The sequence below is a fragment of the Hymenobacter antarcticus genome (assembly GCF_039539545.1).
Lineage (GTDB): Bacteria > Bacteroidota > Bacteroidia > Cytophagales > Hymenobacteraceae > Hymenobacter > Hymenobacter antarcticus.
Map to the genome: position 1 here is coordinate 1 of NZ_BAABDI010000006.1, position 25,135 is coordinate 25,135.

General features: G+C 59.5%; 19 protein-coding genes and 1 pseudogene. 14 read left to right on the forward strand and 6 right to left on the reverse strand.

Annotated elements, in window-relative coordinates:
• Positions 1 to 144 precede the first annotated feature (144 nt).
• Positions 145 to 987 carry an N-acetylglucosamine kinase gene (locus ABD819_RS06205; RefSeq protein WP_345122152.1) on the reverse strand — a complete coding sequence of 281 codons (843 nt, stop codon included), beginning with the start codon at positions 985 to 987 and terminating at the stop codon, positions 145 to 147.
• Between the two features lie 256 nt (positions 988 to 1,243).
• Between ABD819_RS06205 and ABD819_RS06210 the strand changes: the two genes are divergently transcribed.
• Positions 1,244 to 2,389, forward strand: coding sequence for a T9SS type A sorting domain-containing protein (locus ABD819_RS06210; RefSeq protein WP_345122154.1), 1,146 nt, complete (start codon positions 1,244 to 1,246; stop codon positions 2,387 to 2,389).
• Positions 2,390 to 2,956: 567 nt separating this feature from the next.
• Here ABD819_RS06210 and ABD819_RS06215 read toward each other — a convergent pair.
• Both ABD819_RS06215 and ABD819_RS06220 read right to left on the reverse strand, forming a co-directional pair.
• Positions 2,957 to 4,630: a RagB/SusD family nutrient uptake outer membrane protein gene (locus ABD819_RS06215; protein WP_345122156.1), complete on the reverse strand. Its 1,674-nt coding sequence runs from the start codon at positions 4,628 to 4,630 to the stop codon at positions 2,957 to 2,959.
• 27 nt (positions 4,631 to 4,657) lie between these two features.
• Positions 4,658 to 7,741 (reverse strand): SusC/RagA family TonB-linked outer membrane protein, encoded by a 3,084-nt coding sequence (locus ABD819_RS06220; protein WP_345122159.1) that lies wholly within the window; start codon positions 7,739 to 7,741, stop codon positions 4,658 to 4,660.
• Positions 7,742 to 8,286: 545 nt separating this feature from the next.
• Between ABD819_RS06220 and ABD819_RS06225 the strand changes: the two genes are divergently transcribed.
• The 13 genes from ABD819_RS06225 to ABD819_RS06285 all read left to right on the forward strand — a co-directional run bounded on the left by ABD819_RS06225 (position 8,287) and on the right by ABD819_RS06285 (position 21,725).
• The gene (locus tag ABD819_RS06225; protein WP_345122161.1) at positions 8,287 to 8,988 is read left to right on the forward strand and encodes a hypothetical protein; all 702 of its coding nucleotides are present in this window, start codon (positions 8,287 to 8,289) and stop codon (positions 8,986 to 8,988) included.
• Between the two features lie 14 nt (positions 8,989 to 9,002).
• Positions 9,003 to 10,211, forward strand: coding sequence for an alpha/beta hydrolase-fold protein (locus tag ABD819_RS06230; RefSeq protein ID WP_345122163.1), 1,209 nt, complete (start codon positions 9,003 to 9,005; stop codon positions 10,209 to 10,211).
• Positions 10,212 to 10,562: 351 nt separating this feature from the next.
• The gene (locus ABD819_RS06235; protein ID WP_345122165.1) at positions 10,563 to 11,990 is read left to right on the forward strand and encodes an anthranilate synthase component I family protein; all 1,428 of its coding nucleotides are present in this window, start codon (positions 10,563 to 10,565) and stop codon (positions 11,988 to 11,990) included.
• 129 nt (positions 11,991 to 12,119) lie between these two features.
• On the forward strand, positions 12,120 to 12,689 hold the full coding sequence (locus ABD819_RS06240; RefSeq protein ID WP_345122167.1) for an anthranilate synthase component II: 570 nt from the start codon (positions 12,120 to 12,122) through the stop codon (positions 12,687 to 12,689).
• Positions 12,690 to 12,833: 144 nt separating this feature from the next.
• Positions 12,834 to 13,829 (forward strand): anthranilate phosphoribosyltransferase, encoded by a 996-nt coding sequence (trpD, locus tag ABD819_RS06245; RefSeq protein WP_345122169.1) that lies wholly within the window; start codon positions 12,834 to 12,836, stop codon positions 13,827 to 13,829.
• Between the two features lie 195 nt (positions 13,830 to 14,024).
• Positions 14,025 to 14,852, forward strand: coding sequence for an indole-3-glycerol phosphate synthase TrpC (trpC, locus tag ABD819_RS06250; RefSeq protein ID WP_345122171.1), 828 nt, complete (start codon positions 14,025 to 14,027; stop codon positions 14,850 to 14,852).
• A 10-nt stretch (positions 14,853 to 14,862) separates the two neighbouring features.
• Entirely contained in the window at positions 14,863 to 15,597 is a 735-nt protein-coding gene (locus ABD819_RS06255) for a phosphoribosylanthranilate isomerase (protein ID WP_345122173.1), read from the forward strand.
• A gap of 46 nt (positions 15,598 to 15,643) precedes the next feature.
• The gene (gene trpB, locus ABD819_RS06260) at positions 15,644 to 16,840 is read left to right on the forward strand and encodes a tryptophan synthase subunit beta (protein WP_345122175.1); all 1,197 of its coding nucleotides are present in this window, start codon (positions 15,644 to 15,646) and stop codon (positions 16,838 to 16,840) included.
• Positions 16,841 to 16,944: 104 nt separating this feature from the next.
• Positions 16,945 to 17,724 carry a tryptophan synthase subunit alpha gene (trpA, locus tag ABD819_RS06265; protein ID WP_345122177.1) on the forward strand — a complete coding sequence of 260 codons (780 nt, stop codon included), beginning with the start codon at positions 16,945 to 16,947 and terminating at the stop codon, positions 17,722 to 17,724.
• A gap of 69 nt (positions 17,725 to 17,793) precedes the next feature.
• Positions 17,794 to 18,798 carry a 3-deoxy-7-phosphoheptulonate synthase gene (gene aroF / locus ABD819_RS06270; protein WP_345122179.1) on the forward strand — a complete coding sequence of 335 codons (1,005 nt, stop codon included), beginning with the start codon at positions 17,794 to 17,796 and terminating at the stop codon, positions 18,796 to 18,798.
• Between the two features lie 234 nt (positions 18,799 to 19,032).
• Positions 19,033 to 19,749, forward strand: coding sequence for a phenylalanine-4-hydroxylase (locus ABD819_RS06275; protein WP_345122181.1), 717 nt, complete (start codon positions 19,033 to 19,035; stop codon positions 19,747 to 19,749).
• 114 nt (positions 19,750 to 19,863) lie between these two features.
• A complete protein-coding gene (locus tag ABD819_RS06280; RefSeq protein WP_345122183.1) occupies positions 19,864 to 21,225 on the forward strand; it encodes a helix-turn-helix domain-containing protein in 1,362 nt (453 codons plus the stop codon).
• 92 nt (positions 21,226 to 21,317) lie between these two features.
• Entirely contained in the window at positions 21,318 to 21,725 is a 408-nt protein-coding gene (locus ABD819_RS06285; RefSeq protein ID WP_345122185.1) for a hypothetical protein, read from the forward strand.
• A gap of 113 nt (positions 21,726 to 21,838) precedes the next feature.
• Here the strand turns inward: ABD819_RS06285 and ABD819_RS06290 are convergent, their stop codons facing one another.
• The 3 genes and pseudogenes from ABD819_RS06290 to ABD819_RS06300 form a co-directional block, all read right to left on the reverse strand.
• Positions 21,839 to 23,905 (reverse strand): HelD family protein, encoded by a 2,067-nt coding sequence (locus ABD819_RS06290; protein WP_345122187.1) that lies wholly within the window; start codon positions 23,903 to 23,905, stop codon positions 21,839 to 21,841.
• Between the two features lie 87 nt (positions 23,906 to 23,992).
• A pseudogene (ureB, locus tag ABD819_RS21490) lies at positions 23,993 to 24,396 on the reverse strand (urease subunit beta).
• Between the two features lie 102 nt (positions 24,397 to 24,498).
• Positions 24,499 to 24,786: an Mpo1 family 2-hydroxy fatty acid dioxygenase gene (locus ABD819_RS06300; protein WP_345122189.1), complete on the reverse strand. Its 288-nt coding sequence runs from the start codon at positions 24,784 to 24,786 to the stop codon at positions 24,499 to 24,501.
• Positions 24,787 to 25,135: the final 349 nt, after the last annotated feature.

Below are 25,135 nucleotides of genomic sequence, written 5' to 3' on the forward strand. Positions count from 1 at the left end.
GGAACGGCCCCACCTGGCCCTGAATTACTTAACCCCCAATCAAGTCCATTTGCAAGGAAAAAGCCCCGCCGGAAAATCCGAGCAGGGCCCTTGCCTTATTCCTGTCAACATATAGCCGGACGAGACACTTATCGACCCTGCGATTTACTCCTCGTGGTACGACACCAAGTCGTCGATAGGGGAGCGGATGATTTTACCAACTTCCATGCCGTGGCCCCGGGCCACCTGCGTCAGCACGTCGCGGAAATTATAGCCTACCGAGCCCACGCAGTTAAACGTATATTCCTGGTAGCGCGGATAGTGCAGCACCAGATTCTGAAAAAACGTCTCGAAGCCGTCGAGCACTATTTCGCGGCAGTAACTCACGTTGTTGTGGTCGTAGGCAAATTTGGCGAAGCTGGCCAGGAAGCGGTTGGGCAGCGGCTGGTTATAGAGCCGGTCCAGAATATCGTTGCGCGAGCCCAGGTTGTAGGTTTCGCGGAACGTTTCCTGCAGGCCATCGGGCAGCAGGCCGCGCAAGTAGTCGCGCAACAGCCGCTTACCAAAAAACGACCCCGACCCTTCATCGCCCAGGAAGTAGCCCAGCGAGTCCACGTTGTAGGTAATCTTCTCCCCATCGTAGAGGCAGGAATTGGTGCCCGTGCCCAAAATGGACGCAAAGCCGGGCTTGCGGCCCAGCAAAGCGCGCGCCGCGGCCAGCAGGTCTTCCGTCACCTTCACTTTGGCATTGGGAAACAGCTGCCGGAGCGCCGCCGCAATCACCTCTGCTTTCTGGGCCGACGATACGCCAGCCCCATAAAAGTGAATTTCGTGGACCTGCTCATGCGGGAGGGTATCGGGCAGGTGCTGGGTGAGCGAAGCCGCGATGGCCGCCGTGTCCATAAAATCGGGATTGTACCCCTCGGTATTAAAATACACCCGGTTGTGTGCGTCATCGAGCTGGCACCAGCTGCACTTGGTTGAACCGCCGTCTGCAATCAGAATCATACGTAAATTGAACAGGTAAATGGGGAACGAAAGTAAGGATTGTAACGCACTTGCCGTGCAACCGTACCAGAAGTATTTCTAACGACAGAAATTAAATGTCAATCCTGGAAATAAAAGCGTTGTAAAAGCTTTAAATTGCCGCATTGGTTGCTATTTTTACCAAGATTCAGGGAGTTCATTCTTGAGACTTCAAAAAAAATGCCCCCTGGAAATCAGATTTTGTTTTTTACCCACCTTTTTTTAATTTTTCACAAAAATGAAAAAACTCTTTACCCTCGCGGCCGCTGGAACCTTGGTTGCAGCGTCAATTAACGCCCAGGCACAGGTAGTGCTTGATGGTGTTATCAATGCCACCGAAATCGGTGCCGGCAAATACGTTTCGCTTGGCCGCTACACGGCTCCTCACCCTGCCGGTTTCGGCGATTGGGGCCTCCTGCAGATGTACGGTGCCAACACTGGCACCAAACTGCACCTGGCCCTGGCTGGCACCATGGAGCGTAGTGGCAACGGTTTCGCTTTCTACATCGACCTGCCCAACGCTACCGGCGTTCCGGTTGGTACGGCCCTGCCGCCCATTGTTTCCGCTATCCCTGCCAATGACAATACGTTCACGCGTGGCGGAGCCCGCCTCGACTTGCAGGCTGATATTGCCTTCAACCTGAAAGGTGATGCCGCCGGGCAGATTCCCCAGTTGGCCAACTACTCATCGGCCACGGTTGGTACTTCGGTGAACCTGACCGTAACGGCTCCGGCCGCCGGTACGGCCGTTGCCTTCCCGGCTGCTGCTACGGTTGGTACGTTCAGCAAATTCGCGGGTGGCCGCGTGGCTTACAAAGACTCGCCCGATGGCAAAGTGCTGACTAACCCCGGCAATGCCAACGGCGGCGGCGTCGGTTCTTTGGCCCTGGAGCTGGAACTGGACCGTACTGCTCTGGGCCTGCCTTCGGGCGCGTCCATCGTGCGCGTGTTTGGTGCCTACATCAGCGCCAGCGGCTTCTGGTCCAGCGACGTGATTCCGGAAGTGCTGACCGGCACGACGCCCAACTCGTCGAACTTTGCTTTCGACCCCGACTTCACGCAGGAGGCTGGTACCCAGGCGGCTACTTTCAACGTAGTACTTGGCACCAAGCAGGCCGATGAGGCTTCGGTAGCCATGAGCGTATTCCCGAACCCCTCGAACAGCCAGGCCACCGTTACCTACCGCGTGCTGAACGGTGCCGAGTATGTGAACGTGGTACTGACCGACCTCATGGGCCGCACCGTGCGCACCCTGCAGGATGGCAAACAGGCCGCCGGCTTCCAGAACATCGGCCTCAACAGCTCGACCATCGCCGCTGGCACCTACATGGTGCGCGTGCAGGTGGGCGACAAAGTAGCTACCCGCAAAGTAGTACTGCTGTAAGCTGAATTAATCAAGTAAAAAAGGCTCCGCTGCATTGCAGCGGAGCCTTTTTTTGTGCCTGAACATTGAATTTAATTGCTTTGTCAGGAAACGAATCCGAGGGTTAAATCAGTAATAAAGCATCCGCTTAACCTGCACCGTAATCAGGGAAATAACCCGAGTAATTATTTGTGCTTTGACGAGCTTATTTCTGCAAATAAAATAGGCTCAGCCACCGCTGAATGAAGTGGTAAATTCTTTGTTATTTACTTATTCAAATTGCGAATAGGTGAACTCCCGGAGCCACCTGTTTGCCGCAATTTCAGGCTGCGTTTCAGAGCGTCGTATTTATCAATTGCCTGGCCGTATCATCCGCCTCGCAAATGAGTTGCTGTTACGCAGCGGGGCTGGCGCGAGTAACAGACGCGCCAGCCCCGCTGCGTAACAGCAGTATTAGAACGAGTTATTTCGATACCCCTAAACAGTGTGAAGCATCAAACAAGGAAGTGTACTGGCATAAAAAAAGCCTTCCCACAGGAAGGCTTTTTTTATGCCAGTACACTTCTAAAACCGCTTTGGTAGAAGGATTTAGTAGCCCTGGTTTTGTACCAGATTGGGATTGGCCGACATGTCGGTAATCGGAATCGGGAACAGGTTGAATTTGGCGTCAACACCTTGGCCAGCGGGCGTATTGCCTTTGTAAGGCCACACATAGCTGCCGCTCGTGAACTTGCCAAAACGAATGAGGTCGGTACGGCGATAGCCCTCCCAATACAACTCGCGGGCGCGTTCGTCTTGGATGTACTGCATATTCATGGCCGCATCGGTGATGTTGCCAGTGGTTACGCCCGCAGTGTTTCCATAGGCGCGGTTGCGGATGTCGTTGAGTAAGCGCAAAGCCTTGCCCCGGTCGCCACCCGCGCCGCCCTGAATAGTAGCTTCGGCATACATCAGGTTCACATCAGCCAAACGGAATACCGGCCAGTCGGTGTCAGTAAAAGTGCCGCTGGCATCCTGGCCCGGTTGTAAAGCACCGGTAGACGTGGGCGTAGAAAGCACGTTGCGGAATTTCTTTACCGCGAAGCCATGGTTGAAGTTGTCGACAGCCGTGATTTCGAGACGCTGGCCATTAGTGTAAAACAGGAACCGCTTATCGGGGCAGGCCTGAGTGGTGTCAGGGAAGAGCAGGGGCAGGTTTTTCTTGGCCCGGGTGCCGGCCCAACCACCGCTGCTGATGCCGAACTGTTCGCCGGGCTTCATGCGCCGACCACCTACGGCAGCGTGAATTATAAATGTAGTGCCGCCATAGCCCTGGGTGCGCACGCCATCAAAGTTGGTAGTGAAAATGAACTCGGGCGACGTGTTGTTATCGGCTAGAAAATTGCGGGCGTAGGCCGGAAAAATTGAGGTTTTTGTAGTCTGCAGCACATAGCCCGCACCAATTACCTTGTCGCAGTAGGTAATACACTTATCGTAGCGGGGCGTGCCGGGCGTTGCGCCCACGCCCGTGTACACCACCGAGTTCAGGTACAGTTTGGCCAGCAACGTCCAGGCAGCAGCCTTGTCGGCGCGGCCGTACTCGTTTTGGCGGGGAGCAATCAGGTCACCGTCGATGGCAAGCAGCTCCGACTCCACGAAGTTGAACAGGCGTGTACGCGAATACTGCGGCGGGGGCGTGGCTCCTACGGCATCAGCTTCGGTCACGAATGGCACGTTACCGAACATATCCAGCGCGTGCCAGTAGCTTAAGGCGCGCATGAAGCGGGCTTCGGCGCGGTAGGCCTTCACGGTTTGCTTGTCGGCATCGGAAATGCCGCGCTCGCTCAGCTTGGCATCAGTGGTTTGGCGCAAAAACTCGTTGCACAACCCAATCTGATAAAAGATGCGGTCATACATGGCCCGAATAAATTCGTTGCCCGAGGTCCAGTTCATGTTCTGGTAAGCAGGCAAGTTGCCGTCGGCCCAGCCGATAATGGCCTCGTCGGTGGTCAACTCCTGTGCTTTCCAGTACCCGCGCAGGTAGTTGGTAAAGCCTTCATCGAGGCCCGTGATATCAGGGCGACCCGAAGGGCCCTGCTGCCCACTGATGGCTAGACCGGCGTAGATTTTGGCCAGGGCAGGCTTGTAATTAGCAAAATCCTGAAATACTTCCTCCGAGCCGGGCTCGAAGAGCGGCTGGCGGTCGAGGTTACAGGAGCTGACGGTTACCAGGCTGGCGGCGATTGCCACCGTGGTCAAACCGCGCGAGAATGCATATTTCATGGCAAATAGGGGTTGAGTAACGGTGGATTAAAAGCCGACGTTCAGACCGAGGGTAAAGGTGCGGGGCCGCGGGTAAAAAGTGCGGTCGATGCCGTTGTTGATTTCGGGGTCAATGCCTTTGTACTTGGTGATAACGAATGCGTTCTGAACAGCGAACGACAAGCCAAGGTTTGCCTTTTTGCCCATTACTTTATCAAAGTTGTACCCTAAAGTGGCATTGTCCATGCGCACGAACGAGGCATCGGTTACGTAGTAGTCCGACTCCCGCTGCACGGCGTTAAAACCAGTAGAAACAGCATCCTGTACCCGGTTATTGAGGAAGAGCACGCCGTTGCCGTAGGTGCCGGCGCGGTAGCCCAGGTCGGAGTTTACGTTGTTGTAAACGTAATTACCCAAGTTGCTGCGCAAGGTGAAAGCCAGGCTCAGGTTGCGATAGGTCATATTCGAGCTGAAGCCCAGAATGGTAACCGGCGCAGCCTGCTTGTAGCGGTACTTGTCGGCCGGCGTAATCTGGCCGTCGCCGTTCAGGTCTTCAAACGCATTGATGCCACCATTCACGCCGTTGGCTTGAATAGGTTGGCCTTGGTCGTTATACTTCTGCTTGTACACGTAGAAGGATTGGGGCGCAAAGCCCACCGTTTGTACTTGGATGCGCTGACCTACGCTGCCCGATATGTCACCGGTTTGCTGACCCACGCCGCCGGGCACGTCGTTGAGGGTAAGTTTGGTGAGCTTGGTGCGATTGAAGGCCACGTTGAAGTTCACGTTCCAGTTGAAATTGGTGCTTTGTACAGGCACAGCATTCAGGGCGAACTCGATGCCGCGGTTCTCGAGGCTGCCCACGTTAAAGAACAACTCGTTGGCAATGTTGGAGCCAGCCGGCGGTGAGGTGAAATTCAGCAGGCGGTCGGTTTTGCGCAGGTACACATCTACCGTACCGCTGAGGCGGTTGCCAAGCAAACCGTAGTCCAGGCCGGCGTTGAAGGTGCTGGTTTCTTCCCACTTCAGGTTGTCGAAATACCCTTGGGGACGGTAGGTACGGATGAAGTTGTTACCCAACTGATACGAAGCGGTAGCTTCGCTGAGCAGGTAGGTAGCCAGGTAACCGTAGAACTGGTCGCCCACTTCCTGTTGGCCCGTGATACCGTAGCCGGCGCGCAGCTTGAGGTCCGAGAACAGTTTCGAATCGCGCAGGAAGCTTTCTTCCTTCAGGCGGTAGCCCACGGCTACGGCCGGAAAATAGCCCGTGCGGTTGGCGGGAGCGAAGCGGGAGGAGCGGTCGGCCCGTAGGGTGGCCGTGAGCAGGTAGCGGTTCTTCAGGCTGTAGTTCAGGCGGGTGTAGTACGACTCGAGAGCATACTCACCACCCGAAAAGGCATAAGCCGGGGCCGCTGCTCCGGGCTGTGGGATGTTGATAGCCGTGAGGGCGATGTTGTTGGGAGCCCGGCGGAAGAACTCCTGGAAGGAGTGACCAGCCAACAACTCAACGCGGCCTGCCGACTCAAACTCGCGGGTGTAGTTCAGATAAAACTCGTTCAGCCAGTTGTTGCGGTTTTGGGAGTACGGGTTGTTCTCCCCATTAAGCTCGGGCTTGGCTACGTCTCGGATTTGCAGGGCCGAAAAGTTGGGTACAAACGTGTTGCCGTCGCTGCGCAGCACATCGTAGCCCAGGTTAAAGTTGGCACGCAGGCCGCTCACGAAAGGCAGCTTGTAGTCGAACTGAATGTTGCCGATGCTGCGCTTTACGCGGCTGGTAGCCTCGCGCAGCGCCAACTGGCCCACGGGATTACGCGGGGCCAGCGAGTTGGGACGGGTGCCTTCCAGGTCTTCGTAGTAGCCACCAAAGGCGGGGTTGCCCGAAAGAACGGACTGAGTGGGATTAAACCGAATCGCATTACCAATGGCTCCCTCGTCGCCGAAGGTATTATCGGTGATGGAGCCTTTCAGGTTGATATCAATCCGCAGGGCGTCGCTAAACAGGCGCGGGGTGAGGCCTATCGACAGTGAGTTACGCTTGAGCTCGCTGGTTTTCAAAATGCCCTCCTGGCGCAAATTGCCGTAGGAAACGCGGTAAGGCACTTTGGCTGCCGTGCCGCTCAGGCTTACGTTGTTGTCGAACGTATAAGCCGTGCGGAAAATCTCGTCCTGCCAGTTGGTATTGGCGGTGCCCAGCAAGTCGGCACCACGAGGCGCGCGTACCCGCGGGCCACCCGGCGCAACAGGGGGAGTAGTGGTGGTGTCGGCCAGCACATAGGCCCGGAATTCGTCGGCCGATAGCACGTTGGTGCTGCGCGTGCGCTTCGATACCGAGAACTGCGAGTTAAAGTTGAGGCGGAAGGTTTCGCCGGCCGCGCCTTTCTTGGTGGTGATAAGGATAACCCCGTTCGAAGCCCGCGAGCCGTAGATGGCCGTCGCCGAAGCATCCTTCAGCACGGTGAAGGTTTCGATGTCGTTGGGGTTGATGAGGGTGAGCGGATTGGTAACACCCTTGTTGTCGCCGAACTTAAATTCGGAGTTATCAATCGGCACGCCGTCGATAATATAAAGGGGCTCGTTGGTGGTCGAAAGCGAAGACCCACCGCGAATGCGCACCTGCGTACCGCTGCCGGGAGCGCCGCCACCGGTCGTGATTTGCACGCCGGCCACCTTGCCCTGGATGAGCTGCTCGGGGTTGGTTACCTGGCCTTTCACGAACTGGCGCTCGTCGACGGTGGCTACCGAGCCCGTCACGTCCTGGCGGCGCTGGGTGCCGTAGCCCACTACAATGGCTTCCGAGAGTTGGGTGGTGTTTTCGGTCAGGTCGGCCGAAATTTCGATGTTCTGGCCCGCAACAACCGTTACCGGGCGGCGCACGGAGTTGTAGCCCACAAACGATATTACCAGGGTCTGTGGACCCGCCGGCACGTTCTGAATGTTGTACGTACCGTCGACGTTGGACGAGCTGCCGAGGGAAGTGCCAGAAATGAGGACCGTTGCGCCCGGGATGCCTTCATTTTTGTTGTCAAGCACCCGGCCGCTTACGGAGCCGGTTTGAGCAAAGGCGCTTGATGGAAAACCCAGGCCCGCAAGCAAAAGCAGAAACATCAGCTTCGCTAAATAGGAGTGTTTCATAGGAAACGGATTTGGTGAAAAAATGGTGGGAGTTTTTTTTAACAAAATAGCTTGCTGAAAGCTCCGCAAGTTACCACTAAAACAGCGTGATAAGTGGTGTACAGGGGGCTCAGTAATGGCCAGTGGCCCACCTGTCGATTTTTAATAAATATACTGATTAACAACGAACTATGCAGAAATCGATTCGGGAAAAAAATAGGCCCAATTTTATTAACAACTGCTTTTAAACTAGGGTTTTAGCTTGAGGTCCATTTTGGCGCAATCGTTTGGAAAAATACGACAATCGATTGGTGAAATTTCTTAAAAGGCGGGACTTTCGGACTCAGCAAGCAGCCGTTTATCCGGTTTTTGGGCCCCACCACTATTTTCCGGATGGCAGGCAATGGTGACACTCAGGGTGCTGAGGCCGCTCTGGAACCGGCAGATTTGGTACCTTGCGGCTGGCTGGCGTATCCACCTCTCAATGGTACTCACTATGGTGGTTGGCGCAGCAGTTGCCTTGCCAGGCCGCCAACTCGTCGCTACTTTTGGCTTTTCCCTAGAAGATGAAAAAGCACATTTTGCTTATTGTGTTGCTGCTGGCCGCTACCCTGGCCAGCGCCGTGGCCCAGTCCCGGCCCGGTTCGCGCAAGCCCGTGCCCAAAAGCAGCGCTAAGCCGGTGCCCAGCGGTCGGAACGTCGTGAAGCCGCCCCCCGTGTACTCCACAATCCGGACGGAGAGCGACAATGATACCGAAGAAAAGCCCCTGCCCATGATGGTGAGCAAGGTGAAGATTAAGAAGCCGGTGCTGGTGTACTACGAAGAGCCGGCCCCCGGCAAATCGGTGCAGCAGCTCATCATGGCCGAAGAAAACCTGGGCCTGCTCAAAACCCTCGACCTGGAGAACCTCATGACGCGGCGCGAGGTGTTCGTGGATGGCCTGGGCAACCTGGCCCTGCCGGGCAGCGACGTAACCAAGTACCGCCTGCTGGGCACCAGCGCCATTGCCGAGGATACCCGCCGCCCCGTGGGCGACGGCCGCAGCTTCTATTCGCGGCTGAAGATGCCGTCGTCGAGCTTCCTGTACGTAGTGCGCGAATCGGCCGAAGAGTATCGGCACTTTGTGAAAGCGCCGCAGAAAAAAGGGTCGCTGCTCGACTTTCAGTCCAATGGCCTGCCGGGGGTCGACTCGGTGCGGGCCGTGTACACGCTCCGCAAGATGGATTCGGCGGAGCGGGGGGCAGGCAGCGGCGAAACGATTCGCTAACGAGCCACTCCTTCATGCAATTGAAAGCGCTGCTAACCAGTGGATTGGTGCTCGTAATGAGCCCGGTTTTTGCCCAAACGATTCTGAAGATTACCCGGGTTCCGGCTGCTACCCCCGCTGCCGATACCCTCTTCGTAGCTGGCTCGTTCAATAATTGGAACCCGCGTAGCCCTCGGTTCGCGCTGCGCAAAAACGCCGATGGCAGCTACCAAATCAACCTGCCTCTCAACTCCGGCCCGGTAGAATACAAGTTTACCCGCGGCAGTTGGCCAACCGTGGAAATCGACGGTAAAAACCAGCAGATTGCCAATCGCAAGGCCGATTTGACGGCGGCCCGTGAAATTTCGCATCAAGTGCTGGCCTGGGATGACCAAAGCGGAATTGTGGCTATGCCCAAAAAGCATACGGCCACGCCGCAGGTGCGTGTTTTGTCCACCTCCTTTTTGATGCCGCAGCTGGGTCGCCGCCGTCGGGTGTGGGTGTATTTACCTGCCGGGTATGCGAAAAACACGGCGCGCCGCTACCCGGTGCTGTACCTGCACGACGGGCAGAATGTGTTTGACGAGGCGACCAGCTACGGCGGGGAGTGGGGCGTAGATGAAGCCCTGGACCAGTTGAGCAAGGCTGGTCAGGACATGGGCGGCACCATCGTAATCGCCGTTGACAACGGTGATGAGTTTCGCTCCGACGAATACATTCCCTGGGTCAGCGCCGCTCTGAAAGGCCAGCCCCACCAGGGCGGTCAGGGTGGGGCCTACGTCGACTTTTTGGCCCAAACCCTGAAGCCGTACGTGGATGCCCACTATCGCACCCGGCCCGATGCGGCGCATACCGGCGTGGCCGGTTCCAGCCTGGGCGGACTGATTTCGGTGTATGCCGCGCTGAAATACCCCGGCGTATTTGGGCGGGTAGGGGTGTTTTCGCCGGCTTTCTGGGTGTGCAACGATTCGTTGCGGGCCTATGCCCGGAAGCACCCGGCCGCGTCCACGGCTCGGTTCTATTTCGTGTGCGGGCCCAAGGAATCGGAAACCATGCTGCTGCTGATGAAGCAGTGGCGCGACGAGCTGCGGGCCGAAGGTGTACCGGCTGCTAACCTGGCCTTTAGCGCCCCGGCCGATGGCGAGCACCGGGAGTGGTTCTGGCGGCGGGAGTTTCCGGCGGCGCATCGGTTTCTGTTTGGTCCGGCGGTGAAAACCAAGCCGTCAGCGACTCAATCGAGGTGAAAAACGGGTGTTGACTTGTTGAGAATAGCAGTTGCGAGATTAGCTGCAATAGAAACCTGTAGTTAGCAGGCTCGTACTGTTTTTTGATTGTGGTTGCAGGAATTCTAAAAAAGCTGCTATATCTTTGCATTGCGCTATCCGACATGGCGCTCGTTCAACATGACTTCACATCGTATTTCCCAGGCTTGGTGGTGGCAGCTCCGAAACATCGGACCGGCCTGCCTGTGTGCCTGGTGAAATCGAGTTTGATTTTGCCATTTATCACAAAAGCCCGGCCCCCAGCCGGGTTTTTTTGTTTTCGCATCGTCCCCAACAGTAGTTCTGCTGCCTCATTTGTTTCGTTTTCACCTCGTGTCTTACCAACTCACTACCCGCACCCGCCGCCTGCTTGCCGATACGGTGACCCCCGTGGGCCTGTTTCTGCGCCTGCGCGACCAGTACGCCAACTGCCTGCTGCTGGAAAGCGCCGACTACCACGGCCAGCAAAACGCCTTCAGCTACCTGGTGTGCGAGCCCCTGGCTACGTTTGAGCTGCGTCGGGGCGCGGTGCTGCACCAGGCCTTGCCCGGTGTTCCCGAAACTACCGAAACCCTGGCCCACCCGCGGGAGGCGCTGGCCCGGCTGCGGGACTTTGCCGCTGCCGGCACGCCCGATGCCACGGCCGAAAAGCTGCCTTTCATCAGCACCGGCCTGTTCGGCTACATGGGCTACGAGGCCGTGCAAAGCTTCGAGGACGTGACCCTGGACCCGGCGAAAATACCGGCCGGCGACATTCCCCTCATTCGTTACGGCGTGTATCGCTACGTTATTGCCTTCAACCACTTCCGGCAGGAGCTGCACCTGTTTGAGCACAGCGTGGCGGGCCAGACCTCAACCGAAACCGACGGCCTGGACCGCCTCGAAAACCTGGTGCGGCACCCCAGCGTCCCGAATTTCAGCTTTAGCACGCTGGGCGAGGAAGAGAGCAACCAGACCGACGAGGAGTTTCTGGCGCGGCTCGCGCAGGGCCAGGCCCACTGCCTGCGCGGCGACGTGTTCCAGATTGTGCTTTCGCGCCGGTTTCAGCAGGGCTTTTCGGGCGATGAGTTTAGCGTGTACCGGGCGCTGCGCTCCATCAATCCGTCGCCCTACCTGTTTTATTTCGACTACGGCGACTACAAAATATTCGGCTCCTCGCCCGAGGCGCAGGTACTGGTTCAGGGCCGCGAGGCCAGCCTGTTTCCGATTGCGGGCACCTACCGCCGCACCGGCGATGACGCGGCCGATGCCGCCGCCGCTCAGCGCCTGGCCGCCGACCCCAAGGAAAACGCCGAGCACGTGATGCTGGTAGACCTGGCCCGCAACGACCTGGCCCGCCACGGCACCCAGGTGCAGGTGCGCACGCTGCGCGAAATCCAGTTCTACTCGCATGTCATTCACCTGGTAAGCAAAGTCACGGCGGAGCTATCGGAAGGCACTGATACCCTGCAGGTAGTGGCCGATACCTTCCCGGCCGGCACGCTCTCGGGGGCCCCCAAGTTCCGCGCCATCCAGCTGATTGATGGGTTGGAACCCACCGCCCGCGGCTACTACGGCGGCTGCCTCGGCCACCTGGGCTTCGATGGCAGCTTCAACCACGCCATCATGATTCGCTCGTTTCTGAGCACTGGCAATCAGCTGTATTTCCAGGCCGGCGCGGGCGTGGTGGCGGCGTCCAATACGCAGTCGGAGCTGGAGGAAGTTCACCACAAGCTGGGGGCCCTGCGCGCCGCGTTGCGGGCCGCGGCGGAAGTGCGGTAGACCGTCATGCTTCATCTAACGTCCGCTTGTCGAAGCATCTCTACCGCTTCGTTGAGACAGCTTTAATTACTTCCCCGATAGAGATGCTTCGGCTACGCTCAGCATGACGTTCCTTTTTCGTCAATTCCCATGAAAATCCTCGTTCTCGATAACTACGACTCCTTCACCTATAACCTGGTACACTTGCTGCGCGAGCTGGGCCACGGCCCCAACCTCACGGTGACTCGTAACGACCAGCTGACCCTCGAAGCCGTGGATGCCTACGATGCTATTCTGCTGTCGCCCGGCCCCGGCATTCCGGCCGAGGCGGGACTGATGCCCGCCATCATCCAAAAATACGCGGCTACCAAGCGCATTCTGGGGGTGTGCCTGGGCCACCAGGGGCTGGCCGAAAGCTTTGGTGCCGAGCTGTATAACATTCCCGATGTGCTGCACGGCGTGGCCAACGAAGCCGAAGTGACGGTTGCCGATGAGCGGCTGTTTGCCGGCCTGCCAGCCCGGTTTCAGGTGGGCCGCTACCACTCCTGGGCCGTGCGGCCCGAGTCGATGCCGGCTACGCTGGAGGTGACGGCCCGCGATGCGAACGGCGAAGTCCTGGCCTTTCGGCACCGCGAATATGACGTGCGCGGCGTGCAGTTTCACCCCGAAAGTATTCTGACTGAGCACGGAGCCAGGATGCTGGAAAATTGGTTGAGCTGACTGGAGGTAAAAAGGCGGTCATGCTTCATCTGGCGTCCGCTTGCCGAAGCATCTCTACCGGGGGAGTTTTCAATGCTGTCTCAACGATGCGAGCGAGATGCTTCGGCTGCGCTCAGCATGACGTTCTACTTGTAATTCATTGTTTTGAAAAATATTCTCACCAAGCTTTTCGACCACCAGCCCCTGACGCACGTCGAGGCGCATGCTGCCATGCGCCAGCTGGGCGAGGGCGGCGCCAACCCGGCCGAAACCGCCGCCTTCCTGGCCGTGTACCGGATGCGGCCTATTACCGTGGCCGAGCTGGCCGGATTTCGGCAGGCATTGCTTGATTTGAGCCGTGACCCGGAGCTGGGTACGCACGAAGTTGTTGACATCGTGGGTACGGGCGGTGATGGCAAAAACACGCTCAATATCTCCACGCTGGCCTGTTTTGTGGTGGCCGGGGCGGGGGTGCAGGTAGCCAAGCACGGCAATTTTGGGGTATCGTCGGTATCCGGCGCGTCCAATGTGCTGGCCCATCATGGGTATGACTTCGAAGCCAGCTCCGACCAGCTGCGGCGGCAGCTCGACCGGGCGGGTATCTGCTTTCTGCACGCGCCGGCCTTCCATCCGGCCATGCGCCACGCCGGGCCGGTGCGCCGCGAGCTGGGCCTGCGCACCTTCTTCAACATCCTCGGCCCGCTGGTGAACCCGGCCCGGCCGGCGGCGCAGCTGCTGGGCGTGTTCAGCCTGGAGTTGCAGCGCCTCTACCACTACCTCATGCAGCCCACCGGCACCCGCTACGCCGTGGTGCATGCCCTGGATGGCTACGACGAGCTGGCCCTCACCGGCCCGGCCAAAGTGGTTTCTTCCTTCGAGGGCGAGCGCCTGCTGACCGCCGACACGCTGGGCCTGCCCGCCTGCACCGCCGACGACCTGGCCGGCGGCAGCACCGTAACGGCCGCCGCCGAACTGTTTAAGCAAGTGCTGGATGGAGCCAGCACCCCCGCCCAGCGCAACGTGGTGACGGCCAACGCCGCGCTGGCCCTGCAATGCGCCCGCCCCGGCCTGAGCTGGGAAACTGCCCTGGCCCAAAGCCGCGAATCGCTGGATTCGGGGGCGGCGAAACGCGCGTTTGAAACGATGTTAGCTACTCAATAACGCCCTCCGCGTCAATCTCACCTCCTGACCCCTGCCGGGCACGGCCCCTTTCCAAAAAAGAGGGGGCACCGGACGAATCAAATTACGAAAACGCAAAGTTGTAAAAAGTGCGCAAAACCGGTGCCCCTTCTTTTTTGGAGAGGGGGTCAGGGGGTGAGGTTTCACCCGCGCTATCGAAGTAAATTATCCTGCCTCATGTCCCAATTCACGATTCTCGATACCATTGTTGCCCACAAGCGCCAGGAAATTGCCGCACGCCGCGAGCTGGTGCCCGTCAAGCTGCTCGAAACCAGCTTGCATTTCAATTCGCAGCCGCTGTCGTTGCGGAAGTACCTGCTGCGCGAAGGCGGCAGCGGCCTCATTGCCGAGTTCAAGCGCAAGTCGCCCTCCAAGGGCTGGATAAATCAGTACGCGCCGGTGGAGCGCACCACGCTGGGCTACATGCAGGCCGGCGCGGTGGCCCTGTCCATCCTCACCGATACGGAGTTTTTCGGCGGCAAAAATGAGGACCTGACCACGGCCCGCCGCTTCAATTTCTGCCCTATTATCCGCAAGGATTTTGTGGTGGACGAGTATCAGATTCTCGAAGCCAAAAGTATTGGGGCCGATGCCGTGCTGCTCATTGCCGCCGTGCTCTCGCCCGCCGAAATCGACCGGCTGGGCCGCCTCGCCCGCTCGCTGGGTCTGGAAGTGCTGCTTGAAGTGCACGATGCCGAGGAGCTGGCCCGCTCCGCTAATGCCGAAGCCGTGGATTTAATCGGGGTCAACAACCGCAACCTGCACGATTTCAGCCTGAGCCTGGATACGTCCATGACCTTGGCGGAAGCCATTCCGGGTGAGTTTGTGAAAGTGTCGGAAAGTGGGATTTCCACTGCCAGGGCTATCGGCCAGCTGCGCGAAGTGGGCTACCGGGGGTTTTTGCTGGGCGAGGCCTTCATGCGCCACGCCCGGCCCGAGCGGGCCTGCGCCACGCTGGTGCAGGAAATCGCGGCGCTGCCCAAGCTGTCGGCTGCCACTGTTTAATGAGCTGATTATGAAAGCGCCCCGCCCCAATCTGCCTGCTTTTGCGCTTGCTGCCGGCGTGCCCGGTGCCGCCGAGTCGGTGCTGCCCCAGCCGCCGCCCGATGCCCCGGCACGGCTGCTGGTGAAAGTATGCGGCATGCGCGACGCAGCGGCCCTGGCCGAAGTGGGCGCGCTGGCACCGGATTTTCTGGGCTTCATTTTCGCGCCCAGGTCGCCCCGCTTCGTGGGCGATGTGCTGGCTCCCGAGCTGGTGCGCGCCCTGCCATCAGGCATCTGGAAAGTGGGGGTTTTCGTGAATGAAACCACGGAAAATATTCTTGCCACTGCCCGGCGCTTCGGTTTGGCCGCCGTGCAGCTGCACGGGCAGGAAACGCCCGCCCAATGCGAAGAATTAGGCGAAGCGGGCCTGCTGGTTATGAAGGCATTTTCGGTAGGGCAGGAGGTTGATTTTACCGCTCTGCTGCCTTATGTGCCGTATTGCGACTTTTTTTTGTTTGATACCAAGGGGGCCGCGCCCGGCGGCAACGGGGCCATTTTCGACTGGAATTTGTTGTCTGGCTACAACCTGCCCGTGCCGTACTTTCTGGCCGGCGGCCTGGGCCTGGAACACGCCGCCGAACTGGCGGTTTTACGCCTACCCGGCCTGGTAGGAGTCGATTTAAACAGCGGCTTCGAGACCGCGCCTGGCGTGAAAGACGCCGGCCGGCTGGGCCAGATGCTGCTGGCGCTGCGAACGAATAATTAAACCCAAAACGCCCGGCTCAGCCTGACGTCTCAACAACCTGTTCACGATGACTACTTCCTATCAACAGCCCTCCGTCCGTGGCTACTACGGCGAATTCGGTGGTGCTTTCGTGCCCGAAATGTTGTTCCCCAACGTGGAGGAGCTGCGCACGCAGTACCTGGAAATCATGGCCGACCCGAATTTCCAAATCGAGATGCAACAGCTGCTGCGCGACTACGTGGGCCGGCCTACGCCGCTGTTCGAGGCCAAGCGCTTATCAGCTAAATATGGCACGCGCATCTACCTCAAGCGGGAGGACCTTTGCCACACCGGTGCCCACAAAATCAACAACACGGTGGGGCAGATTCTGCTGGCCCAGCGGCTGGGCAAAACGCGCATTATCGCCGAAACCGGGGCCGGGCAGCACGGCGTGGCCACTGCCACCGTGTGCGCACTGATGGGCCTGCCCTGCGTGGTGTACATGGGCGCGACGGACATTGAGCGCCAGGCTCCCAACGTGGCCCGCATGCGCCTGCTCGGGGCCGAGGTACGCCGCGTGACCAGTGGCAGCCAGACCTTGAAAGATGCTACCAACGAGGCCATCCGCGACTGGATTGCCAACCCCATCGATACGCACTACATCATTGGCTCGGTGGTGGGGCCGCACCCGTATCCGGATTTGGTAGCCCGTTTGCAAGCCGTTATCAGCGAAGAGATGCGCAAGCAGCTGCTGGTGAAAACCGGTTCCGAGCTGCCGCAGTTCGTGGTGGCCTGCGTGGGCGGCGGCTCCAACGCGGCCGGCGCATTCTACCACTTTCTGAATGAGCCTTCGGTGCGATTGATTGCGGTGGAAGCAGCTGGTCACGGCATTTATTCCGGGCACTCGGCGGCTACGTCGGTGCTGGGCACGCCGGGCATCATTCACGGCAGCCGCACGCTGCTGATGCAGGACGAGCACGGCCAGATTACGGAGCCGTACTCGCTGAGCGCGGGGCTGGATTATCCCGGCATCGGGCCGCTGCACGCCTATTTGGGGGCAGTCGGTCGCTCAGAGTTTATCGCCATTACCGACGATGATGCCCTGGCGGCGGTGAGCGAGCTGAGTAAGATGGAGGGAATTATTCCGGCCCTGGAAACGGCGCACGCGCTGGCGGCACTGGGCCAACTGGGCGCGGGGCCAGACGATGTGGTGGTAGTGAACCTCTCCGGCCGCGGCGATAAAGATTTGGATACGTACCTCAAGAACATGGATAAGCTCATCTGATTTTTTTCACCGCAGAAGACGCAGAGGTTTTTCGCAGAAGACGCAGAAGAACGTCCGCTTCATTTTCTGCGAAAAACCTCTGCGTCTTCTGCGGTAAACGCCTCATGAATAGAATTCAACAAGCCTTCGAGAGCAAAACTAACCTGCTCAATACTTATTTCACTGCCGGCTACCCCAGTCTGCACGATACCATTCCGCTGGCCCAGGCGCTGGTAGCAGCCGGGGCCGATATCCTCGAAATCGGCATGCCCTTCTCCGACCCGCTGGCCGATGGCCCGGTCATTCAGGGCAGCAGCACGGTGGCCCTGGCCAATGGCATGAATCTGCCGGTGCTGTTCGAGCAGCTGCGGGGCCTGCGAAATGCCGTGGCCGATACGCCGGTGCTGCTCATGGGCTACCTCAACCCGGTGATGCAGTTTGGGGTGGAAGAATTCCTCCAAAAAGCCGCCGAAGTGGGCGTCGATGGCCTCATTCTGCCCGACCTGCCGCTCGCCGAGTACGAGGAGTTCTACCAGGAAACCTTCAAGAAATACGGTATAAAAGCCGTGTTCCTCATTACCCCGCAAACCTCGGAAGAGCGAATTCGCCGGCTCGACAGCTTGTCGGAAGCCTTTCTTTACCTCGTATCCGGGCCCGGCACCACGGGCGGTACCACTCTGCCCGATGCCGATGCGCAGCAGCTATACTTCGAGCGCATCGCGGCCATGAACCTGAAAAACCCCCGCCTCATCGGTTTCGGCATCGCCGATAAAGTCGGTTTTGACCGCGCCTGCGGCCACGCCGACGGGGCCATCATCGGCTCAGCCCTCATTCAGGCATTGCGGGATGTGGAGGATGTGCCCGACGCTGCCACCCGGTTTGTGCGCAGCATCAAGCAGGCGTAGCCATTTTTTGAACCTCCCGAACGACATGCGGAGCGCCGCGAAGCATGACGTTCTTTCTCCCTTAAATCCATGGTAATTCAACTCGAAAAAAACGCCTCCGTCGCTGCTATCACTGAGCACCTTAAGCAGCAGGGCTACAAAGCCACGGAGGTAACTACCCAGCACGCACACTACGTAGTGGCCATTGGGAAAAAGGACGTGGACATTCGCACCATCGGCCAGCTGCCGGGCGTGCGCGACGTGCACCACGTGAGCGACGACTATAAGCTGGTGAGCCGGAAGTGGCGCGTGAAACCCACCGTGCTCGACCTCGGCGATGGCGTGACGATAGGCGAGGGCACGCTGGCGCTGTGCGCCGGCCCGTGCAGCATCGAAAGCGAAGCCCAGATGGAAAAGGTGATGAACCACCTGGTAGAGAACGGCGTACGCCTGATGCGCGGCGGCGTATTCAAGCCCCGCTCGTCGCCCTACGCCTTCCGGGGCCTGGGCATGGATGGGCTCCGCGATTTCCACCGCATGGCCCGCGAGCGCGGCATCAAAATCGTGACCGAAGTCATGCAGGTGTCGCAGGTGGAGGAGATGCACGATTTCGTGGACGTGTTCCAGGTGGGGGCGCGCAACACCCAGAACTTCAACCTACTGGATGCGCTGGGCGGCGTGGACAAGCCGGTGATGATTAAGCGCGGCATTTCGGGAACTATCGAGGAGCTGCTGTCGTCGGCGGAGTACGTGTTTTCGGGGGGTAATGAGAAGCTGATTCTGTGTGAGCGCGGCATCCGTACTTTCGAAACGGCTAGTCGCAATACTCTGGATTTGAATGCAGTACCTATTTTGAAAGCCAAAAGTCACCTCCCCGTTATTGTCGACCCATCGCACGGCATCGGCATTCGGGAGTACGTGCCGGCCATGGCGCTGGCCGGCGTGCTGGCCGGAGCCGACGGCATCGTGTACGAAACCCACGAAACGCCCGAAACGGCTGCTTCAGACGGCGCGCAGACCCTGGATTTCGACGAATCGGCCCGCCTGATTCGCAACCTGCGGCGCGTTTACCAGCTGCGCGGTGAGCTGGAGTAACAAAAAATTAATTAATCAGAATACTTGTATTTCTGAAATCAGTTCCTAAATTCGTTTCACTTATGCGTCACCAATTCGTCAATCGTACCATGCTAGCGACTTGCCCCACAATGGGTAAGGGCGGGCTGCGATTGGCGCTAGAGGAAAACGAGGCATAAAACCCGAACTTCCTTAGAAACCTTTCGAAAGCCCGAATCCGCCAGGATATCGGGCTTTTTTTTCGTCTAATCAGCTATGTTCAACCAGCGCAACCTCTCCACCGCCCCCAACCAGGACAAGTTGGTCTGGAAAGTCCTCTTTGACCGGCAGACGGCCCTGTTGCACCGGCGCGCCGCTCCGGCCTTCAGCCAGGGGCTGGCCCGGCTGGGGCTGCGCCGCGAGGCCATCCCCGACATCGGCGAGCTGAGCGCGACGGTGCGGGCGCACACCGGCTGGCAGCTGGCCCCGGTGGGGCGGCCGTTCGAGCCGGCCGCTTTCTTCGCGCTGCTCGCCGAGCGCAAATTCCCCATCGTGACCCGCATCCGGGCTATGCACAGCTTCGATTTCAGCCCGGAGCCCGACCTGTTTCACGACTTGTTCGGCCACGTACCCATGCTGCTTGATGAAGGCCTGGCCGATTTTCTCCACAACCTGGGTCAGGCTTATCAGGCGCAGCCGGAGGGCTCGCCGGCTCGCGAGCAGCTGTGGGCGCTGTACTTTTTTACGGCCGAGTTTGGGCTGGTGCAGCACGAGGGCCAGCCCCGGCTGTATGGGGCGGGGTTGCTGTCGTCGGCCGGCGAAATCCACCATTGCGTGAACGAGCACACCCCACGCCCGGCCTTCGACCTGGCTACGGTGCTGCGCACGCCCGTGACGGGCACGCGCTACCAGAGCCAGTATTTCGTGCTGCCCGCCTGGGAGCAGCTCACCGACTGCGTGGCCGAGCTGGCGGGCATGCTGGCCACGGCGTGAAGGCCAGGAGGGTAGGAGGGCGTGGGGGTAGGCGGGTAGGAATTAAAACGACCCTGGCAACTCCTACCCCCATACCCTTCTACCCTCTTGCCCTTGTTATAGTAGCTTAGCGCCATGCTGTTTCAATTTAGTGCTTATAGCGGGTTGCTGCTGCCATTTGTGGTGCCGGGGCTGCTGCTGGTCCTGCACTTGCTGGTGCGGGCGGCCCGCTTCGGCCACCTGCCCGACGGGCTGCTGGGCTTGCTGCTGCTGCTGAATGTGCTGCCCGTGACGCAGTGGATGCTGGGCTACGCCGGCTGGTACGACAGCCACGACAGCTATTCCACCATCATGTTCTACGTGCCGTGGCAGCCGTGGCTGATGTGGGGCCCGGCTTTCTACCTGTACTTCCGGAGCCTCACCAACCAGGAGTTTGAGCTGCGCCGGCACTGGCGGCACCTGCTGCCGGGGCTGCTGTATGCGGGGCTGTACGCGGCGGCGGCCCTCTACGACCTGGGTTGGGGCCGGGCCCTGCACGGGCAGGGCCTGCCGTATCATTTCGGCACCAAAGGCGAGGCCGCTAATTGGCTGGACAGTATCAACGGGCCGGCGGGCTGGTTGGGCTACGCCCTGATGTTGGGCTACGGGCTGGCCACGCTCCGTCTGTTTCGGCGCTACCGCCGCTACCTCGACGACAATTTTTCGGACACGGCCCGGCTGCGGTTTCGCGGGCTGCGCGACCTGCTGGTGGCCGCGCTGCTGGGCTTGCTGCTATGGGTGGGCTTCGAGGTAGTGAACGAGGCCGTTGGCCCGCTGGGCTACGGCGGCTATTGGTACGCCTACTTCGCCAACGGAGCGCTGATTTATTACCTCAGCATCGTGGGGCTGCAAGCCAATTTTGCCTCCGTAGTGCCGCTGCGCTTCGAGCCCGAAGCCCTGCGCACAACCGGGGATGTGCCCTACGCACCCGCCCCGGCAATGCCAGGCCTGGATGGCGCCACGGAGGAAGCATTGGTAGCTGATGAGCCGCCACAGCCTGCCGCAAACCTGGAAAAAAACGCGGCGCGCCAGATTCTGGAGCCGCAGGAATTGCTGGTCGCCGAAACCCCAGTAGCTTTCGAACCGGTTGCTTTGCCTGCCGCCGGGCTGGCCCCCGAGCTGCACCCCTGGCGGGAGAAACTGCAGCAGATGATGACGGAAGAGCAGCCCTGGCTGGAGCCGGAGCTGACCCTGGCCGAGCTGGCCCACCGCCTGCGCACCAATACGTCCTTGCTCTCGCACGTCATCAACACCGGTTGCGGGCAGAACTTCAACGACTTTGTGAATAGCTACCGCGTGGCCGAGGCCGAGCGCAAGCTACAAGACCCGCGCCTGGGGCATTACTCGCTGGTAGGCATTGCGTTAGAGTCGGGCTTCAACTCGAAGTCAACCTTCAATCGGGTGTTTAAGAAGCTGACGGGCCGCACGCCGAGCGAGGTTAGCCGGCCCAAATCATAAGCTGGGACGGCCCAAGGCATAAGTTGAAGCGCGGGCGGAATGGGAATGGAGGAATTTTGGGGCATCACGTCACCAACCCCAATCCCCAACCCATGAAAAACTTCCTCACTTCCGTAGCGTCTGTGCGAGTACTCGCGCTGGCTTTGCTGCTGCTGCCGCTGCTGGCGCTGGCGGGCACCATCCATTCCAACCTGTTTATTGAGCCGGGCAAGCAGTTTATCCTGGGTGGCGACCAGCTGGGCGCGTTCAAGGTGGCGGCCAAAAACGTGGGCACCGTGCCCGTCGAAATCCGGGAGCGGCCCAAGGGCGGCGGCACGTTCGGCAAAGTCACGCTGGCCCCCGGCCAGTCGGGCGTGCTGAAATTTGCGGCCGGCTCCACGGCCGTGCTCCTCAACCCCAGCGCCACCAAAGCCAACCTCGACCTGACCATCACCGGCGATACCAAGCTGGGCATGATCTACGAGCCCGTGCAGGAATACGGCAAGCCAGCGCCGAAATAGCAGATAGTGAGGCGGTCCCGTAAAAGGCCGTTGTGCTCATCCGGAGCTTGCGCAGCCCCGGCACCTTTACCGCTGCGGTAGAGATGCCGGGGCTGCGCTCAGTATAATTGGCTTTATACTAACTGATTATCCGCGCGCACTTGCAGGAATTCGGTAATTTCATTTGAGTAAGTCAGCGTGAGCTGATGCATGGCCCGGGTGCAGGCCACGTAGAGCATGCTCTTATCGACCTCCGTTTTGTAGGTCCGGGCCGAGGCAAAGGGCACGATAACCTCATCGAATTCCAGGCCCTTCGCCAAATGGGCCGTGGTGATGATGACGCCTTCCTGGAAGGTCGTGGACTCTTCGGTGAGCAGCTGAATGCCGGGGGCTTGCAGCGCCTGATACGCCGCCGCGGCCTGCCGCTGGGTTTTGCAGATAATGCCCAGCGAATGATTGCCGGAGCTTCGGAAAGTGAGGAGCAGGCGTTGAATGGCCTGCAGCTCCTCGTCCTGGCTGGCGAAGCGTGCCACCACCGGCTCCGGCCCGTGCCGTTCGAGGGGGATGATGTGGGGGTTGGGCGTGATGCGCTGGGCGAAGGCCGTAATCTCGACGGTGGAGCGGTAGCTGCGGTACAGCTTCACGATTTCGGCCTGCGGAAAAACGCGCTCGATGGTTTCGGCCGAGGAGGAGCTGTAGGGGTTCACCGTCTGGCTGACGTCGCCGAGAATGGTTTTGCGGCACGCGAACAGGCGCGACAGCACGGCGTATTGCACGGGGGTATAGTCCTGCATCTCGTCCACCAGCAAGTGCTTCACGTGGTCGTAGGCGCTGATGCCTTCCAGGCGCAGGCGCAGGTAAATCAGGGGGAATACGTCGGCGTATTCCAGGCGCGGGTTCTGGTCAATCTTCAGGAGCTCGGGCTTGCCCAGCCAGCGGTAGAAATCCCGGTACAGGTCCGGCACCTGGTGGAACCGGAACATGCGCGGAATGGCCTCCCCAATGGCGTTTTTCTCCTGATTGGTGAGCTTACGGCGGGCGGCCTCGCGCACGTAGGCACGCACCTCCTCGGCCACCAGGGCAAAGCGTTTCAGGAGCGGCACCCGGTGAAAGGTGCGGAACTTGGCCAGCAGAAACGGCAGCGGCACCACGGTTTGGCCCACCCGTAGCTCCTTCACGGTGAAGTAGTTGTTCTCCACGTAAATCAGGTACTGATTCAGCTGGCTCAGGAACTCAAACGAGGACTTGAACCGGATGCGCTCGATGAAGGCGGGGGCGGGATTATCCAGCAGCACCGACACCTGCTCGAAGAAGGTCTGGAACGGGTGCCGGTGCTCTAGCAGGTCGGCCGCCAGCTCTTCCATGCCCAGCTCCGGGATATGCTCTTCGCCCAGCTCGGGCAGCACGTTCGAGATGTAATCGGCGAATACCTTGTTGGGCGAAATAATGAGCACGTCTTTGGCCGCGATGCTCTCGCGGTAGCGGTAGAGCAGGAAGGCAATGCGGTGCAGGGCAATGGAGGTTTTGCCCGACCCGGCCACCCCCTGAATGACCATCACCGGCGCGGTCTCGTTGCGAATCACCGCGTTCTGGTCCCGCTGAATGGTGGCCACGATGTTCTTCAGCTTGTCGTCGGACGACTTGGCCAGCTCGCGCTGCAGCACGTCGTCGTGGATGTTCACGTCGTTTTCGAGCATGAACTCCAAGCGGCCGTCCCGAATTTTATATTGGCGCTTCAGCTCAATAGTGCCCTCCATCACGCCGGCCGGGGTGGAGAACGCGGCCGGGCCCAGCTCGAAGTCGTAGAACATGGACGAGATGGGTGCCCGCCAATCGTAGATGAGGCTCTGGCGTCGCTGCTCGTCGATGAAGGAATACATGCCGATGTACACCGGCATTTTTTGCTGGCCCCGGGGCACGAAATCGATACGGCCGAAGTACGGCGACTGCCCCAGCTTCAGCAGCTTGCGCTTGCGGGCCACGGCGGCTTCGCCGGTAAAGGCCATGCGGTTGATGGACTGCCCGGCGGACACCATGTCGGCATCGTCCATGCTGGACTGGTGCTCGTGGATGTACTGTTTTTTCTCCCGGAGCTCGTCGGAAAACTGCTTCACGCTGCCATCAATCCGCCGGATGGCCAGCGTCAGCTGTTCCTTGATTTCTTCCAGGTATTCTCTTTCTTCTTGCGTTGTTGTGTTCATCCCGGGCGGCTCATGGAAATAGCCCGCAAAGGTCAGCGCAAATTTCGGTCTGCCGAAGCCGGCCGCGTACTTTATCCGGTGCCGTGCTCAGTGGCCCCACGCGCGGCCCGCAAATGATTCGCCCACGCACGTACACACACAGTCGTCTTTTTCTGCCTGAATCAGCAAGTCGGTATCGCCGAGGCACACCCGGTCGCCGGGCTCGAAGCGGACGGCCGTGCCGGCCGTGATGTTGAGGCGAAACCCGTAGGCCGCCGCGCGGTCGAAGTGCAGCGCGGCGTTGGTTTCGAAGAAGGCTAGTGCGAGTTGACCTGCACGGGCCGGCCGCTCCTGTTCACGACGGCGACCGTGACGGTGGCGCGGGTTTCGTTGAGGAGGCTGTCGCCGGCGGCCAGCAGGTATTCGCCGGGCGGCGGGGGGCTGGCTGCGCCGGGGCGCCCGGAATGGTGGCAGACTCCGACCGCAGCGGATAATTCATGGGCAACACCCACAAGGCCCTGCTGATGCCCGGACCCAGCTCTCGCATAGCCGACCCGTTTGCTTTTGCGCGAGCACTTAAAAGACCGTCTTGCTTATCCGGTGTCCGCGCGGCATCAATACCCCCAACCTAGCCGGCGGTACACGAAATGCAGCAGCCACAGCGGCCCAATCAGCAGAAACTGCAGGTCTTTTAGGAAGCTGGGTTTCTTGCCTTCCACCTTATGGCCCCAGAACTGGCCCACCCAGGCCAGCGCGAAAATGAGCAGACTGATGGCCCATAGCGGCAGCACCGCCACGCCCGCCACCACGCGCAGCATGGCCGCCATGGCCACCCACACCAGTACCATGCCCAGCGCCAGCCGCCCGCTCAGGCGCACGTAGTACACCAAGGCCAGGGCCATCACCAACGTGCTCCAGTTCAGCCACGGGCTGATTATTTTGGATGGCCACCGGCATTGGCACCGGCCACAGCAAGCCCAGTAGTGAAAATATTATCAGCGGTTTCCAAGCTGCTGTACATTTTTAAAGTGGGTTAAAAGTTAAAAGTGAAGAGTTAAAATCCTTTCAGGCTGTACTTTAACTCTTCACTTTTAACTTTTAACTAAGTACATCTGGGCGAAAACCGCTCTATCAGCGGCCCGCACGCCCAATGCATGAGCTTGTTAGTGGGGTTCTGGTGGCTTTCGCCGTATTCGGAAAGCAGGGCGGCAAGGCTGGCCATAGCGGTGGGTATTTGGGTGAAATGGAAGA

What these genes read in the sequence shown, in the direction of transcription:
- ABD819_RS06220 (WP_345122159.1), bottom strand. Translation starts at nt 7,741, where the DNA reads ATGAAACACTCCTATTTAGCGAAGCTGATGTTTCTGCTTTTGCTTGCG.
- ABD819_RS06290 (WP_345122187.1), bottom strand. Translation starts at nt 23,905, where the DNA reads ATGAACACAACAACGCAAGAAGAAAGAGAATACCTGGAAGAAATCAAG.
- aroF (WP_345122179.1), top strand. Translation starts at nt 17,794, where the DNA reads ATGGTAATTCAACTCGAAAAAAACGCCTCCGTCGCTGCTATCACTGAG.
- ABD819_RS06210 (WP_345122154.1), top strand. Translation starts at nt 1,244, where the DNA reads ATGAAAAAACTCTTTACCCTCGCGGCCGCTGGAACCTTGGTTGCAGCG.
- ABD819_RS06240 (WP_345122167.1), top strand. Translation starts at nt 12,120, where the DNA reads ATGAAAATCCTCGTTCTCGATAACTACGACTCCTTCACCTATAACCTG.
- ABD819_RS06285 (WP_345122185.1), top strand. Translation starts at nt 21,318, where the DNA reads ATGAAAAACTTCCTCACTTCCGTAGCGTCTGTGCGAGTACTCGCGCTG.
- ABD819_RS06255 (WP_345122173.1), top strand. Translation starts at nt 14,863, where the DNA reads ATGAAAGCGCCCCGCCCCAATCTGCCTGCTTTTGCGCTTGCTGCCGGC.
- ABD819_RS06300 (WP_345122189.1), bottom strand. Translation starts at nt 24,786, where the DNA reads ATGGCCCTGGCCTTGGTGTACTACGTGCGCCTGAGCGGGCGGCTGGCG.
- ABD819_RS06225 (WP_345122161.1), top strand. Translation starts at nt 8,287, where the DNA reads ATGAAAAAGCACATTTTGCTTATTGTGTTGCTGCTGGCCGCTACCCTG.
- ABD819_RS06230 (WP_345122163.1), top strand. Translation starts at nt 9,003, where the DNA reads ATGCAATTGAAAGCGCTGCTAACCAGTGGATTGGTGCTCGTAATGAGC.
- trpA (WP_345122177.1), top strand. Translation starts at nt 16,945, where the DNA reads ATGAATAGAATTCAACAAGCCTTCGAGAGCAAAACTAACCTGCTCAAT.
- ABD819_RS06205 (WP_345122152.1), bottom strand. Translation starts at nt 987, where the DNA reads ATGATTCTGATTGCAGACGGCGGTTCAACCAAGTGCAGCTGGTGCCAG.
- ABD819_RS06280 (WP_345122183.1), top strand. Translation starts at nt 19,864, where the DNA reads ATGCTGTTTCAATTTAGTGCTTATAGCGGGTTGCTGCTGCCATTTGTG.
- ABD819_RS06275 (WP_345122181.1), top strand. Translation starts at nt 19,033, where the DNA reads ATGTTCAACCAGCGCAACCTCTCCACCGCCCCCAACCAGGACAAGTTG.
- trpC (WP_345122171.1), top strand. Translation starts at nt 14,025, where the DNA reads ATGTCCCAATTCACGATTCTCGATACCATTGTTGCCCACAAGCGCCAG.
- trpB (WP_345122175.1), top strand. Translation starts at nt 15,644, where the DNA reads ATGACTACTTCCTATCAACAGCCCTCCGTCCGTGGCTACTACGGCGAA.
- ABD819_RS06215 (WP_345122156.1), bottom strand. Translation starts at nt 4,630, where the DNA reads ATGAAATATGCATTCTCGCGCGGTTTGACCACGGTGGCAATCGCCGCC.